Raw genomic sequence first — 13,975 nt, 5'->3', positions numbered from 1 at the left:
TACGTGGGAGGAGCACCGCGATGCCCGAAGAGCCGGCGGGCGGGGATCTCTCACGGCTGCGGCAGCTGAACGCGGTCGCCGTACTGCGGGAGTCGCGCGGGACTCAGCCGCTGACGCTCACCGAGTTGTCGAAACGCACAGGGTTGTCGCGCGCTTCCACCGAGGACGTGGCCCGCGACCTGCTGGGGCGCGGCTGGCTGGCCGAGGTAGCACCTACCCCAGGCACCGTAGGCCGCCCCGCCCGCCGCTACCGCTTCAACTCCGGCGCCGGCCGGCTGCTGGGAGTCGACGTCGGCGGCCACAAGATCCTCGCCCTCGTCACCGACCTCGATGGCGAAGTCCTCCACCAGGCCCGAGTAGAAGTCCCCGCCGAAGCCGGCCGCCGCGAACGCCTGGCAGCCGTCGACCGATGCATAACCAAGGCACTCACCGCCGCCGGCGGCGAGGGTGGTGGTGCGTCGATCTGGGCGACTGGGGTTGCTACTACCGGGCTGGTGGACGGGACCGGGAAGGTGATGTTGTCGGACTCGTTGCCGGAGTGGAGTGGGGTGGATCTGGGGAGGCAGGTGCGGCGCCTGGTGCCGGGGGCGGTGCGGGTGGAGAACGACTGCAAGCTGGCGGCGCTTGCGGAGACGTGGCGAGGGGTCGCCCGGTATGCGAAGGATGTCGTGTTCCTGCTGGCGGGTCTGCGCACCGGGGCCGGGCTGATCATCGACGGCAAGCTCCACCGGGGATTCGCCAACTGGTCCGGGGAGATCGGCGCCCTCCCGGCAGCGGGCTGGCAACAAGCTCCCACCCACCTCCACGACTGGTTGAGCAAGCACCCGACAACAGGGCCGGATGGGTTCGAGCGGGTGTTTGTGGCTGCTCGAGCGGGTGATCAGGGGGCGCAGCGGGCCGTGGAGGAGTACGTGAAGGATTTGGCGGTCGGCGCGTCGGCGCTGGTACTCACGCTGGATCCGCAGTTGGTGGTGATCGGGGGCGGTTTCTCGCGGTCGGCCGACGTGATGGTGGAGCCGTTGCGGCGGGAGTTGGAGCGGTGGTGTCTGCGTACGCCGGAGATCCGGGTCTCGGCGTTCGCCGACGAAGGAGTGGCGCTCGGGGCGGTCCGGATGGCGCTGGACGAGGTGGAGACGGCCATCACCGACGGCCTCAGACCTTGACATAATTTCCCTGGACTCCATGATTATCCCATCGCCACGCCTGTCAGCTAGGAGATCCTCATGAGACGGCTCGGCACAGCCCTCGCAGTCACCGGTCTGCTGCTACCGGCCCAAGCAGCCATGGCACATGACGCACCGAACGGCACGACCGTCAGCTACACGACGAACGACGAGGTGATCGCCAACCAGGAGCGCGGCTTCTACCACCACGCCGAGACGCACTACTACGCCGACAACTCCGGCTACGTCCCACTCGACGTGACGAAGCTGCGGAACTTCCGCACGCAGGAGCACATCACCCAGATCCTGCGGTTGTTCTACCTGGAGAAGTTCGCCAAGCAGGACGTGATCGACAAGCACTACCTCGACCTGATGCAGGCCGACTTCGACACCGCACGCGCCGCCGGCGTCAAGCTGATCGTCCGCTTCGCCTACGCGCTGCCCGGCGACGGCTGGCCGCCGCCCACGCCGTACGGCGACGCTCCGGTGTCCCGCGTCGTCAAGCAGATCAAGCAGCTCACGCCGATCCTGCGGGCGAACTCGGACCTGATCGCGGTCGTCCAGTCCGGCTTCGTCGGGCTCTGGGGCGAGGGGTACTACACCGACTACTTCTCGAACCCGGCGGACCCGAGCCAGGTCTCGGACCAGAACTGGGCCGACCGGAAAGCCGTGATCGACGCGCTGCTCCGGGCCCTGCCGAAGGACCGGATGGTCCAGGTGCGAACGCCGTACATGAAGCAACGGATGTACGGCGTACCGACCGGGACCGCGGGTGGTCTCACCGCGAAGCAGGCGTACGACGGGTCGGCGGTGGCGCGGATCGGGCAGCACAACGACTGCTTCCTGGCGAGCCCCGACGACTTCGGCACGTACCTGAGCGACCCGATCGAGCTGGACAAGGATTTCGTTGCCCAGGACACCAATTACGTGCCGGAGGGCGGCGAGACCTGTGGGCTGGACGCGCCGCGCTCGGAGTGGCCGTCGGCGGCCGCCGAGATGGCCCGGCTGCACTTCTCGTTCCTGAACATCGAGTACCACCCGGACGTGCTCGCCAGCTGGGGATCGAACATCGAGATCGCGAAGCAGAAGCTCGGGTACCGGTTCGCGCTGACGCAGTCCACCGTGTCATCCCAGCACGGGACCGTGAAGGTCGACCTGAAACTCCGGAACGACGGGTGGGCCGCACCGTACAACCCGCGCCAGGTGCAGCTCATCTTCCAGAACAGCAAGCACACGTACAAGGTCGACGTACCTGCCGATCCTCGACGCTGGAGCGCGGGCGCCGTGACCTCCCTGAACTGGACGGTGAAGGCTCCCCCGGCACCAGGCAAGTACCGGGTGTTGCTCAATGTCGCTGATCCGAAGCTGCAGTCGCAGAGCCGACTGCCAGGTTCCGCCGAGACCTACAACGCGGTGTACGCGCTGCGATTTGCGAACAACGGGACCTGGCAGCCGACCACCGGCTACAACGACCTACAGCAAACGGTGACTACCGGATAGGTGCCCAACCGTTTGGACAAAGGGCTAAGAGCCGTTTCGTGGAGCGGGCTGTGGCTCCGAGGGTGCCGTCGCGGCAGCTTGCGGCAGGGCGGGTGGTTCGGGGCGGGTACGGCGTGGGATGCCTGCCGCCGCGTAGGCGTCGGCCTCGTCCAGGGTTTCGTGTTCGAGGAGCTGGTCGGCGATCGAGTCCAGCTTCGGGCGGTGCTCCCGGAGCAGCCGGCGGGCGTCGGCGTAGCACTGCTCGATCAGCCGCCGTACCTCCTCGTCGACGGTGTTCAGCAGCGCGTCCGAGACTCCCGCCATCCGGGCGTCGCCTTCGGCGGGCAGCACCGACACCGGGCCGATCGCCTCGGACATGCCCCAGCGGCCGACCATCGAGCGGGCGATCCGGGTCGCGGTCTCCAGGTCGCTCTCCGCGCCGGTCGTGACGACCCCGAGCACCTCCTGCTCGGCGGCCATCCCGCCGAGCGCGCCGATGATCCGGCCGCGCAGGTAGTCCACGTCGTACCCGTACCGGTCCGACTCCGGCGTCGACAGCGTCACGCCGAGCGCCCGGCCGCGCGGGATGATCGACACCTTCCGCACCGGGTCGGCGCCCTTCTGGATCATCCCGAGCAACGCGTGACCGCCTTCGTGGTACGCCGTCCGCCGGCGCTCGTCCTCCGGCATCACCACATTCCGCGCCGTACCGAGCTGGACCTTCTCCAGCGCGTCGGTCAGGTCCCGCATGGTGATCTGCGACTCGCCCTGCCGGGCCGCCGCGAGCGCCGCCTCGTTCAGCAGGTTCGCCAGGTCCGCGCCGGTCATCCCCGGCGTGGACCGAGACAGCGCGCCCAGGTCCGCGTCCGGCGCCAGCGGCTTGCCGCGAGCGTGCACCTTGAGGATCGCCTCCCGCCCCGGCTGGTCCGGCGCGTGCACCGTGATCGTCCGGTCGAACCGCCCGGGCCGGAGCAGCGCCGGATCGAGTACGTCGGCACGGTTCGTGGCGGCCAGCACCACGACACCCTCGGTCCCGGAGAAGCCGTCCATCTCGGTGAGGATCTGGTTCAGCGTCTGCTCGCCCTCGTCGTGCCCGCCGACCGAGCGGGCGCCGCCCCGGGCCCGGCCGATGGTGTCGATCTCGTCGATGAAGATGATCGCCGGCGCCACCTTCCGCGCCTCGCCGAACAGCTCCCGCACCCGGCTGGCGCCGACCCCCACGATCATCTCGATGAACTCCGACGCGCTCGCGGAGAAGAACGGTACGCCGGCCTCACCCGCGGTCGCCCGCGCGAGCAGCGTCTTGCCGGTACCGGGCGCACCCGCGAGCAGCACGCCCTTCGGTGCCCGCGCGCCCAGCCGCCGGTACTTCTCGGGATCCTTCAGGTAGTCGACGACCTCCTCGATCTCGGCCTCGACCTCGTCGATCCCTGCGACGTCGGCGAACGTGACCCGCACCGTACTCGGGTCGACCGGCTTCTTCTGCTGCCCGCCGCCGCCGAGCAGGCCGCCCAGACCGCCACCCAGACCGCCGCCGGCCCGGCTCCGCCGGAACAGCCAGAAGTAGAACGCCGCGATCAGGATGAACGGGCCGAGCGAGATCAGCAGGTTCCACAGCACACCGCGCTGCGCGACCACCGGCGTCGCCCGGACCGTGGCGCCGCCCTTCTGCAGCTCGCCGTACAGGTTGTCGTTCGCGAACGTCGGCCGCTCGGTGGTGAACTTCGTGTACGTCGACCCGCTCTTGCCCGGGACGTCCGCGGCCTGCTTCAGCCGTCCCTGGATCGTATCGCCCTGAGCGAAGACCTCGGCGACGTTCTGCTTCTGCACCTGCGCGGCGAAGTCCGTGTACGCGATGGTCTGCTCGCCGCCGGCCAACTGGTCCTGCATCGTGGTGAGCAGGAACAGCACCAGGTACCCGCCGACGATCCACGCCGTCCACTTCCACCAGCGCGGCCGGCGCGGCTTCTCGTCGTCCCCGTGCCCGACCGGCAGTCCCTCGGTCCGCCACGGCTTGTGCGGCGGCCGCGGCGACCTGTCGTCCTTCCGGTCGCCGCTCTGGTCCGCACCGTTCGGCTTGGACGCCTGGTCAGCGCCTGCTCCGGCCGGCGATTCCTTCTCGCTCATGAAGCCAACATAGGACCTCGGGCCGCCGCGACCCAGCAACAAGTACCTGACGCATGGTCACGCCCTTGATCCTCGACTGCGATCCCGGCCACGACGACGCGCTGGCGATCCTGCTCGCGGTCGCCGATCCCGCCGTCTCACTGCGCGCTGTGACGACCGTCGCCGGGAACCAGACCGTCGACAAAAGCACGCTCAACGCCCGCCGGGTGCTGTCGCTGCCCGGGATCACGTCCGTCCCGTCGCGCGCGGCGCCGACCGCCCGCTGGTCCTCGACGCCATCTCCCGCGCTCTCCGTCTGCTGACAGCGGAACACCCTTCTTCCACGGGCCCGGCTCCCCCAAGCTGGAGCATGTCGAAGGAGAGAAGACCATGCACACCGCACACCACCCACAGTCGGTCCTAGGCCGAGCGCCCCGGGCGACCACCCCGCCGTACCCCGGGCGGCCGTGGCCGGAGGTTCCGCGGCCGGGGGCGCCTGGGGTGCCGTCCAGTCCGGAGCCGGCGCCACGACCGATCCTGCCCGGCTGGTACGAGTCCACCTCGGTCTCGTTGGAGCGGGAGCTGGCCGATCGGTTACTGGCGGAGCGGGTGATCCTGGTCGGTGGGCGGCTCGACGACGGGCTGGCGAATCACGTCGCGGCGGAGCTGCTGCTACTGGATGCCGGTGGCAACGACCCGATCACGATCCACCTGTCGTCGGCGGACTCCGGCCTGGACGCCGCGCTCTCGGTCGCCGCGGCGATCGACCTGATCGGCGCCCCGGTCCACGTCGTTGCCCGCGGCACCGTTCGCGGCCCCGCGATCGCGGTACTCGCCGCCGCCGCGCAACGCCGGGCCCACAAGCACACGATGTTCGTGTTCTCGGTCCCGCCGTTCACCGCGAACGGCACCGCCGACGAACTCGCCGCCCTCGACGCCCAGCACGAACGCGAGGTCGCCCGCCTCCGCGATCTCATCACCCAGGCAACCGGCCGCACCTCCGACGAGGTCGCCGAGGACCTCACCGCAGGCCGCGTCCTCTCCGCCGAAGAAGCCCGAACCTACGGCCTGATCAGCGACCTCCTGTAACTCAGCCGAAGGTGAGCACCAGGCGACCGGAGGTCCTGCCGGTCGCCTGACGTTCCCAGGCCGAGGCGACGTCCGCGAGTGCGACCGTCTCGTGGGCGACCCGGATCGCGCCGGCCGCGGCATGCTGCAGCACGGCGGTGAGTGCGTCGCGACGCTGGTCCGCGGTCAGGGCGTTGTTCGTGTAGCCGAGCACGCCCGCCGACTTGCTCCGCAGTACGGACGACGAGAACACCGCCTCGTCACCCGACGCCCCGCCGAGGTTGACCAGCCGACCGCCATCCGCCAGCACCCGCGCCGCAGCCGTCGCGGCGACGCCGAACACCGGGTCGATCACCACGTCGTACGGCCCACCCAGCCGCGCCGTCAACTCCTCCATATCAGGGCTCAAGGCAACCACCTCGTCGGCCCCGGCCGCCACCGCACGCTCCCGCGAAGCATCCGACCGTACGGCGGCCACCACGCTCGACGCCCCGAGCACCCGCGCCGCCCCGATCGCCACCTGCCCGACCGCACCACCCCCGCCGAGCACCAGCACCCGCTCCCCCGGCTGCAACCGCGCCCGCCAGGTCAACGCCATCCACCCGGCTACCCCGGACAGCCCGATAGCCGCCACCGACGTATCCGCCACGCCCGCCTCGAGAACAACCAGCTCTCCATCCGGTACGGCGACCCGTTCGGCGAGGCTGCCGTCGCCCGGAGCCATCCCGGCGGACGTCGCGAAGAACACCCTGGTTCCGGGCGCGACCGTCACGGACACCTCGACCACGCCGACACCTTGCACACCGGGCACATACGGCAGCGCGGGCGCACCGAAGTACGACGTACCGGAGGCACACAGCAGGTCCAGCGGCACGATCGGCGCGGCCGTCACCCGGACGATCGAGCGCCCCTCACCGGCCACCGGATCCGGATGATCCGCGTGCACCGGCGGTTCACCGTGGGTGTGCAGTACTGCGGCTCGCACTCGGCCTCCTTAGGTGGCGATGTCCGGGTAGGGTAACGAGTGGTGCTGCAGAGCTTGGCCGTAGGCCTTTTGGTATTCGAGTGGGCCGTGGTCGCGCTCGAACATCGCGATGAACAGCGTCAGCGTGAGAAACGGATGCGCCCCGAGTTCGAACAGCGCGACGTGGTCGTGTTCGCGGAGCGCCTTCCGCTCCGCGTCCGTGAACGCGAGCCAGGTGGACTGCTCCGCGACCACGCAGTTCAGCACCTGGTTGGCCAGCTCCTGCTCCCACCACTCCACCGTCCCGGCCGCGTCCGACCGGTACCGCTCGACGAGCTCCGGGTCGCGATCGACCGTGTACAGGAACTTGTTCAGCAAGTACTTGCTCATCCGCGTCCTCGCTTCGCTCCGGGCGCGGATGAGCAGATGCTGCTCTGCTTGTTGCTGAACTCGCTTCGCTCGTTCACGACGGCACCCCGTTCGGGTACCAGGTGAAGTACGCCTCCATGGTGTGGAACAGGTCCAGCGAGTCGACATGATCCGCCTTCGCGCCGGCTCCGGCGACGCCCATCATCAGCAGGAAGTCCATGAACCCGTGCGTCGCGTTCCCGGGCAGGTGCAGGCTGTCCAGGGTCACCTCGGACAGGCAGCCCTCCAGGTCCCCACCCGCGATCCACTCGACGGCCTTGCGGTCGAACTCCGGGTCCGGCCCGTGCTCACCGAACTGCCGCGGTCCGCCCAGCTCCAGGGACAGATGGCCGGTCCCGATGATCGCGACCCGTTTGTCGATCGGCCACGACTCGACCAGTCGCCGGATCGTCCGGCCGAGCTCGACGAACCGCCCGGGGCGCGGCAGCGGCGGGGCGAAGATGTTCGTGTAGATCGGCACGATCGGCAGGTCCGCGTCCGGCCGGAGGGTGATGATCGGGCAGGTGATGCTGTGGTCGATCCGCAGTTCGTTACTGAAGGCAAGGTCGAAGCCGGCGTCCAGGCCGTTGCGGAGGATATGCGAGGCGAGCTGCTCGTCACCGGCGAGGCGCATCCGCGGCAGGCCGAACTCGCGTTCCTCGTTGTACCAGTTGGCGTCGAAGTACGGCGCTTTGCCGACCAGGAACTGGGGCATGTTGTCCAGCCACAACTGGTGGAAGTGGTCGCTGCCGACCATCACCAGGATGTCCGGGCGGGCCTTGGTCAGGGTCTCCCGGAACGCCTCGATCTTCGCCACCCACTCGTCCGCGAACGGCGGCCGGTCGGCGCCGGTCGCGGTGCTCGCGCGGTAGTAGAACGGATGGTGGGTGGAGGCGATCACCGCGGCGACTGTGGCCATCTGGTGCTCCTTAGGGCTCGACGTACTCGGCGTTGCGATCGATCGTCAGGTAGGCGTCCATGCCGATCGGACGCCGTCGCTCCTCGGCGAGCTGCCCGAGCAAACCGGCCGCGCGAGCGAGCAGCGCGAACCCGCGCAACAGCTCCACCGGCAGCCCCAGGTCGGCCAGCGCTGCCCCACAAACCCCGGCACCGTTCAAGGGAAGCCGCCGACCGAGTACTTGCTCGTGCACCCGCCCGATGGCTTGGAAGAGCTTCAGATGCGGGCCTTCCAGCCCTTCTTCCCGCGCAATGCCGATCAGCACAGGCGTTCGCGGGTCCTGCACCTTGTGCACCGGATGCCCCAGCCCTGGGACATACTTCCCGTCCGCCTTGGCATTCCGGACGACCTCCAGTGCGAGCGCGTCCCAGTCGGCCTCGGCTCGACCGTCCAGAGCAGCATGCAAGAACTGACCGCAGTCTTCGGTGACGCCCAGGAAGCGGCTGCCGCCGCCTAGGAGGCCGGCGGCCAGGGCTCCCTGGAGGGAGTCGGGGGCCGAGAGGTAGGTGAGGCGGGCGGCTATGGCGGTCGGGGTGAAGCCGTGGTCGGCGAGGGCTACCAGGACTGCTTCGAAGACTCTGGTTTCGGACGGGGTCGGGCGGCGCATGGCGACCAGCCAGAAGGCGAGTTCGCCGAATCCGACCTTGCCCATCAGGTCGGCCGTGAGGTCCTGCCCGAGCAGCCGGATCTCATCCGCAGTGGACGTACCCAACGACGTAGGAAACCTCATTCCATCAGCCATTTGCGTAGCTCACCTCCGTGTTCGTCGAGCGACGGTGGCGGCAGACGGTACGACGCCGCGCTGTCCGAGAACGTGATCGGGTTGCGTACGCCGGGAATCCCGCCGGCCGTCACCACCGGGTCCAGGCCGATGTCCTCCGCGAACGCGATCCCGCCGGCCACGGTGTTGATCGGGCCGCACGGGACGCCGGCGGCGATGATGTCCCGGAACCACTCGGTCCGGGTCCGGGTCCGCAGCCGTTCCACCAGCAGCGGCCGCAGCTCCTCGCGGTTCGCCGTTCGCTGCTCGTTCCGGTCGAAGCGCGGGTCGTCGGCCAGCTCCGGTACGCCGAGCACCTCGACCAGCTTGCGGAACTGCCCGTTGTTCCCGGCGGTGATGATCAGGTCCCCGTCCGCGCACGGCAGCGTCTCGTACGGGAACAGGCTCGGGTGGCTGTTCCCCATCCGCTCCGGCACCACGCCGCCCGCGACGTACGCGCTCGACTGGTTCACCAGGCCGGACAGCGCCGACGACAGCAGGTTCACCTCGACATGCTGGCCGCGCCCGCTCTCCGACCGCAGGTGCAGCGCGGACAGTACGCCGATCGTCGCGTGCAGCCCGGCCATCACGTCGAACACCGAGATCCCGGCCCGGAACGGCTCCCCGCCCGGATCGCCGGTCAGGCTCATCAGCCCGGAGATCGCCTGCACGATCAGGTCGTACCCCGGCAGCTCCGCGCCCCGCGGCCCGGACCCGAACCCGCTGATCGACGCGTAGACCAACCGCGGGTTGCCCTCGGCAACGGTCTCGTAGTCGAGCCCGAACCGGGCCAGCCCGCCCGGCTTGAAGTTCTCCACCAGCACGTCGGCCCGGCGCGCCAGCTCCCGGGCCGCCGCCAGGTCCGTGGGGTCCTTCAGGTCCAGCGCGATCGACCGCTTGTTCCGGTTCACCGCGAGGTAGTACGTCGAGATGCCGTCCCGGACCGGCGGCTGCCAGGACCGGGTGTCGTCACCGCCGGGCGCCTCGACCTTGATCACGTCGGCGCCGAGATCGGCGAGCAGCATGGTCGCGTACGGACCGGCGAGGATCCGCGAGAAGTCGGCCACCAGCAGCCCGGACAACGGTCCCTTCACACAACCTCCCGGATTCACGGACATCTGTCCGCCATCAGTCTCGACACCGCGAAAGCCGGCTGTCAAGACCTCTTGACACCGCACGACCGTCGCCAGAGAGTGAGTCTCATCGCCCCAATGACCGTCATACGGACGCATGTCCGGCCATCTCTGGAGGGGACTCATGAGCACAGCTCCGATCGTCTTGCGGGGCGGCACCGTTCTGACGATGGACGATCAGCACACCGTCCTGCAGAATGCCGACGTTCTGATTGTCGACAATCAGCTCGCAGCCGTCGGCCCGAACCTCGACGTCCCCGACGGCACCCAGGTCGTCGACGCGACCGGCGGCATCGTGATGCCCGGGATGATCGACACCCACCGGCACATGTGGCAGACCGCGATGCGCGCGTACGGCGCCGACTGGACGCTCACGCAGTACTTCGTCTGGTACTACCTCGAGCACGGCAAGACCTTCCGCCCCGAGGACATCCATGCCGGCAACCTGACGTCCGCCTGGGAGTCCCTCGAAGCCGGCGTGACCACCACGGTCGACTGGTCGCACGGCCTGCAGAGCGTCGAGCACGCCGAGGCCGCCGTGGACGCGCTGCGCGCCGTACCCGGGCGCTTCGTCCTTGCCTACGGCAACATCCAGGCAGGCCCGTGGGAGTGGACCGCGGACCCGGCCGTACGGGCGTTCCTCGAAGGGCTGCGCGACGACGGGCAGCTCGGTCTGCAGCTGGCGTTCGACGTCACCGGCGATCCGGAGTTCCCGGAGCGCGCCGCGTTCGAGGTCGCACGCGAGCTCGGCCTGCCGGTCACCACGCACGCCGGCGTCTGGGGTGCGACCAACGACAACGGCATCAAGCTCATGCACGAGAACGGCTTCATGACGCCGCAGAACATCTACGTGCACTCCGCCACCCTGACCACCGACTCGTACCAGCGGATCGCCGCGACCGGCGGCTCGATCTCGGTCTCCACCGAGTCCGAGCAGAGCGCCGGCCAGGGCTACCCGCCCACGTGGCAGGTCCGCCGGCACAACATCCCGGTGTCGCTCTCGATGGACACCAGCGTGTGGTGGAGCGGCGACCTGTTCAGCGCGATGCGCAGTACGCTCGGCGCCGATCGCGCCCGCGAGCACCTGGAAGCGCATCTGAAGGGCGCCACCGTGACGCACAGCCACCTGCGCGCCGAGCACGTCGTCGACTGGGCGACCCGAGGCGGCGCGAAGGCCCTCGGCCGCGATGACCTCGGCAGCCTCGAACCGGGCAAGAAGGCCGACGTGATCCTGATCAAGAACGACGCCTCACCGGTCTCGTTCCCGCTGATCAACCCGTACGGCCACGTCGCGTTCCAGGCACAGCGCGGCGACGTGCACACGGTCGTCGTCGACGGTCGGGTGGTGAAGCAGGACCACAAGCTCGTCGGTTGCGACCTGCCCGCCGTACGACGGGAAGTCGAGGCGACCGTGGAGCACCTGCGGTCGACACTCGGCGAGGAGGCGTGGAAGAGCGGGATGAATCCGGAGCTGCCGGAGGGCGAGGTGCTGGACAACCCGTACCAGTACACGACCTACAAGTCCGGCTCCACCCGCGAGGCACGTGGCACCATCTTCGGTGACGAGTGATCGGTAGGAGGACACATGGCAGGCCGTGGCGCGGGTCCGGACTTCGTCGAGGCGCTCGCGCGCGGGCTGGACGTGCTCGCCTCCTTCGACCCCGGCCACCGCACGATGTCGCTGTCCGAGGTCGCGACCGCGGCCGGCCTCGCCCGGCCGACCGCGCGCCGGCTGCTGCTCACGCTGGCGGAGCTCGGCTTCGTCCGGACCGCCGGCGGAGCGTTCCAGCTCACGCCCAAGGTGCTGACGCTCGGGATGGCGTACGTCGGTTCGCTCGGCCTCTGGGACATCGCGCGACCGCACCTGGAGGCGCTCGTCGCGCGCACCGGTGAGTCGTCGTCGATGGCGCAGCTCGACGGCTCCGACATCGTGTACGTCGCCCGCGTGTCGGTGCCGAAGCTGATCGCGCTGCGCGTCGACATCGGCACGCGATTCCCGGCGACGCAGACGTCCCAGGGCAAGGTCCTGCTCTCGGCGCTCTCCCCCGCCGCGCTGGCCGACGTACTCGCACAACCGAGCCGCGCGGGGCTCCCGCCGTACATCGGCCGGACCGCGGAGCAGCTGCGCGACGAGCTCACCGAGATCCGCGCGCGCGGATGGGCGCTGGCCGACGAGGAGCTCGCGCCGGGTGTCCGTTCGGTCGCCGCGCCGGTCCGCGACGGCACCGGCACGGTCCGGGCCGCGATGAACGTGACGGTGCACGCCGCGGAGACGTCGGTGGACACGCTGCTGCAGGACCATCTCCCGCTGCTGCTGCGCACGGCCGGAGATGTCAGCGCCGAGTGGGCGCTCTGGCAGTCCCGCCCGCACGTCGAGATCGAGCAGCGGGACGAAACGACTGCTTGAATGAGGGTATGACGGTTCTCGACTCCCCTGTCCCCAGGTTCCATCTCGCGATGCCGGTCGACGATCTGGACGCGGCCCGGCACTTCTACGGTGCGGTCCTCGGTCTCGAGCAGGGCCGCAGCTCCGAGACCTGGATCGACTGGAACCTGCGCGGCCACCAGTTCGTCACCCACCTCGCCCCCGAGCGCGCGCAGCGGATCCACAACCCGGTCGACGGGCACGACGTACCGGTGCCGCACTTCGGGCTGATCCTGGCCGTCGACGAGTTCCAGGCGTTCGCCGAGCGGTTGCGAGCGGCCGGCACCGAGTTCGTCATCGAGCCGTACGTCCGGTTCCAGGGGCAGACCGGCGAGCAGTGGACGATGTTCTTCCTCGACCCGGCCGGGAACGCCCTGGAGTTCAAGGCGTTCGCGGACGACTCGCAGGTGTTCGCCGCCTGATCCGGACCCCTACGGCGTGATCCAGCCGGTGAGGATCGTCGTACCGGATCGCAGCGTGCATACCAAACGGTACGGAACGGTGGGCGGCGGGCCGAGCACGAAGAAGCCGAGCTCGTCGATGTCCGCGCTGACCAGGGTGCCACCGTCGCCGCGGGCCGTCACCGAGCCGTCCTCGGGCGGGTCGAGTTGCCCGAGGACGGCGTCCGGGGTGAGTTCCAGCTCGACCGTCCAGCCGTCCGAGGCGAACGTCAGCGATCGCAGCATCGCGCTCTCGGAGCGGACCGCGAACGCGGCCGGCGGTTGCTGCGCCGAGTCGTAGGTGAGTGCCGCCAGCTCGGCGTCGATGGTCCGCCACGCGAACGCAGCCTTGCCGGCGTCGACGAACGCCGCCGGTACGTCGTCCGCCGCGGCGAAGGCCGCCCGCAACGCCTCGATCAGTTTCTCGTCGTCGTTCCAGTCCGGGTCGATCACGATCTCACCCCCTCGTTCCGTCGTCGGGTCCATCGGCGGCCAGCCGCGCCAGCGCAGGTGTCTGCCGGAGCCTGGTCAGGCAGCGGGCCCGGTTCGGCCCGATGCTGCCAATCGGTAGTTCCAGTCGCCGGCTGATCTCGTCGTACGGCGCCGGTGGGTCCTGCATGAGCAACGACAGGAGCAGCTGGCACCGGCGGGACAGCTCACCGAACGCCGTCCGCAGGATCGCGCCGCGCTCGTGCCGCAGTACCTCCTCCTCCGCGATCGCCTGCTCCGGTACGTCGGCGGACTCCGCGAGGTCGACCGGCTCGACGCGACTGGTGGCGCGGATCAGCCGGAAGCACTCGCGCTGGGTCGTGGTCGCGATCCAGCCCGGCAACGCGGCCGGCTCCCGCAGACCGGGCAGGTGCTCGACCAGCCGCAGCCACACGCTCTGCCCGACGTCGTCGATGTCGGACTGCGCCAACCGGTACCTCCGGCAGATCGAGAAGACCAGCGGCGCGTACCGCTGGACCAGCTCGTCCCAGGCGTTCTTCTCGCCGTCCCTGGCCCTGGCGACCAGGTCGACGACCGTCGGATCGTTCCGCATGCCGTCCCCTCTCCGCCGGACCGCTTACT

At 69.7% G+C, this 13,975-nt stretch carries 15 protein-coding genes; 7 read left to right on the top strand and 8 right to left on the bottom strand.

Annotated elements, in window-relative coordinates; genetic code table 11:
* Nucleotides 1–20 precede the first annotated feature (20 nt).
* Together JOF29_RS17175 and JOF29_RS17170 are read left to right on the top strand one after the other, a co-directional pair.
* A complete protein-coding gene (locus JOF29_RS17175; RefSeq protein ID WP_209695185.1) occupies nt 21–1,163 on the top strand; it encodes an ROK family protein in 1,143 nt (380 codons plus the stop codon).
* Nucleotides 1,164–1,223: 60 nt separating this feature from the next.
* Nucleotides 1,224–2,663: a DUF4832 domain-containing protein gene (locus tag JOF29_RS17170; protein ID WP_209695184.1), complete on the top strand. Its 1,440-nt coding sequence runs from the start codon at nt 1,224–1,226 to the stop codon at nt 2,661–2,663.
* A gap of 24 nt (nt 2,664–2,687) precedes the next feature.
* Here JOF29_RS17170 and ftsH read toward each other — a convergent pair whose 3' ends face one another.
* Nucleotides 2,688–4,769 (bottom strand): ATP-dependent zinc metalloprotease FtsH, encoded by a 2,082-nt coding sequence (gene ftsH, locus JOF29_RS17165; RefSeq protein ID WP_209695183.1) that lies wholly within the window; start codon nt 4,767–4,769, stop codon nt 2,688–2,690.
* Between the two features lie 53 nt (nt 4,770–4,822).
* On the opposite strand from ftsH, the gene JOF29_RS17160 reads away from it, so the two are divergent.
* Both JOF29_RS17160 and JOF29_RS17155 read left to right on the top strand, forming a co-directional pair.
* Entirely contained in the window at nt 4,823–5,071 is a 249-nt protein-coding gene (locus JOF29_RS17160) for a nucleoside hydrolase (RefSeq protein WP_209695182.1), read from the top strand.
* Nucleotides 5,072–5,138: 67 nt separating this feature from the next.
* On the top strand, nt 5,139–5,837 hold the full coding sequence (locus tag JOF29_RS17155; RefSeq protein WP_209695181.1) for an ATP-dependent Clp protease proteolytic subunit: 699 nt from the start codon (nt 5,139–5,141) through the stop codon (nt 5,835–5,837).
* A 1-nt stretch (nt 5,838) separates the two neighbouring features.
* Here JOF29_RS17155 and JOF29_RS45350 read toward each other — a convergent pair whose 3' ends face one another.
* The 5 genes from JOF29_RS45350 to JOF29_RS17130 form a co-directional block, all read right to left on the bottom strand.
* Nucleotides 5,839–6,801 (bottom strand): quinone oxidoreductase family protein, encoded by a 963-nt coding sequence (locus JOF29_RS45350; RefSeq protein WP_209695180.1) that lies wholly within the window; start codon nt 6,799–6,801, stop codon nt 5,839–5,841.
* A gap of 9 nt (nt 6,802–6,810) precedes the next feature.
* Nucleotides 6,811–7,170 (bottom strand): hypothetical protein, encoded by a 360-nt coding sequence (locus tag JOF29_RS17145; protein WP_209695179.1) that lies wholly within the window; start codon nt 7,168–7,170, stop codon nt 6,811–6,813.
* Nucleotides 7,171–7,243: 73 nt separating this feature from the next.
* On the bottom strand, nt 7,244–8,107 hold the full coding sequence (locus tag JOF29_RS17140) for a DODA-type extradiol aromatic ring-opening family dioxygenase (RefSeq protein WP_209695178.1): 864 nt from the start codon (nt 8,105–8,107) through the stop codon (nt 7,244–7,246).
* Nucleotides 8,108–8,117: 10 nt separating this feature from the next.
* A complete protein-coding gene (locus tag JOF29_RS17135) occupies nt 8,118–8,888 on the bottom strand; it encodes a citryl-CoA lyase (RefSeq protein WP_209695177.1) in 771 nt (256 codons plus the stop codon).
* On the bottom strand, nt 8,873–10,000 hold the full coding sequence (locus JOF29_RS17130; RefSeq protein ID WP_307863413.1) for a CaiB/BaiF CoA transferase family protein: 1,128 nt from the start codon (nt 9,998–10,000) through the stop codon (nt 8,873–8,875). Before JOF29_RS17130 ends, JOF29_RS17135 begins: the two co-directional genes overlap by 16 nt.
* Nucleotides 10,001–10,163: 163 nt before the next feature.
* On the opposite strand from JOF29_RS17130, the gene JOF29_RS17125 reads away from it, so the two are divergent.
* Genes JOF29_RS17125 through JOF29_RS17115 form a run of 3 tightly spaced genes read left to right on the top strand, consistent with a single transcriptional unit; the run spans nt 10,164 to nt 12,886 of the window.
* The gene (locus JOF29_RS17125; protein ID WP_209695175.1) at nt 10,164–11,609 is read left to right on the top strand and encodes an amidohydrolase family protein; all 1,446 of its coding nucleotides are present in this window, start codon (nt 10,164–10,166) and stop codon (nt 11,607–11,609) included.
* Nucleotides 11,610–11,624: 15 nt separating this feature from the next.
* Nucleotides 11,625–12,446, top strand: coding sequence for an IclR family transcriptional regulator domain-containing protein (locus tag JOF29_RS17120; RefSeq protein WP_209695174.1), 822 nt, complete (start codon nt 11,625–11,627; stop codon nt 12,444–12,446).
* A gap of 8 nt (nt 12,447–12,454) precedes the next feature.
* On the top strand, nt 12,455–12,886 hold the full coding sequence (locus tag JOF29_RS17115; RefSeq protein ID WP_372446297.1) for a VOC family protein: 432 nt from the start codon (nt 12,455–12,457) through the stop codon (nt 12,884–12,886).
* A gap of 9 nt (nt 12,887–12,895) precedes the next feature.
* Here the strand turns inward: JOF29_RS17115 and JOF29_RS17110 are convergent, their stop codons facing one another.
* Nucleotides 12,896–13,357 (bottom strand): hypothetical protein, encoded by a 462-nt coding sequence (locus JOF29_RS17110; protein ID WP_209695172.1) that lies wholly within the window; start codon nt 13,355–13,357, stop codon nt 12,896–12,898.
* Nucleotides 13,358–13,361: 4 nt separating this feature from the next.
* Nucleotides 13,362–13,946, bottom strand: a complete 585-nt coding sequence (locus tag JOF29_RS17105) for an RNA polymerase sigma factor (protein WP_209695171.1) — start codon at nt 13,944–13,946, stop codon at nt 13,362–13,364.
* Nucleotides 13,947–13,975 lie beyond the last annotated feature (29 nt).

Origin of the sequence: Kribbella aluminosa, from assembly GCF_017876295.1 — a bacterium.
GTDB lineage: Bacteria > Actinomycetota > Actinomycetes > Propionibacteriales > Kribbellaceae > Kribbella > Kribbella aluminosa.
Note: the sequence above shows the minus strand (reverse complement) of the source record. Positions and strands in the feature narration are given on the sequence as shown.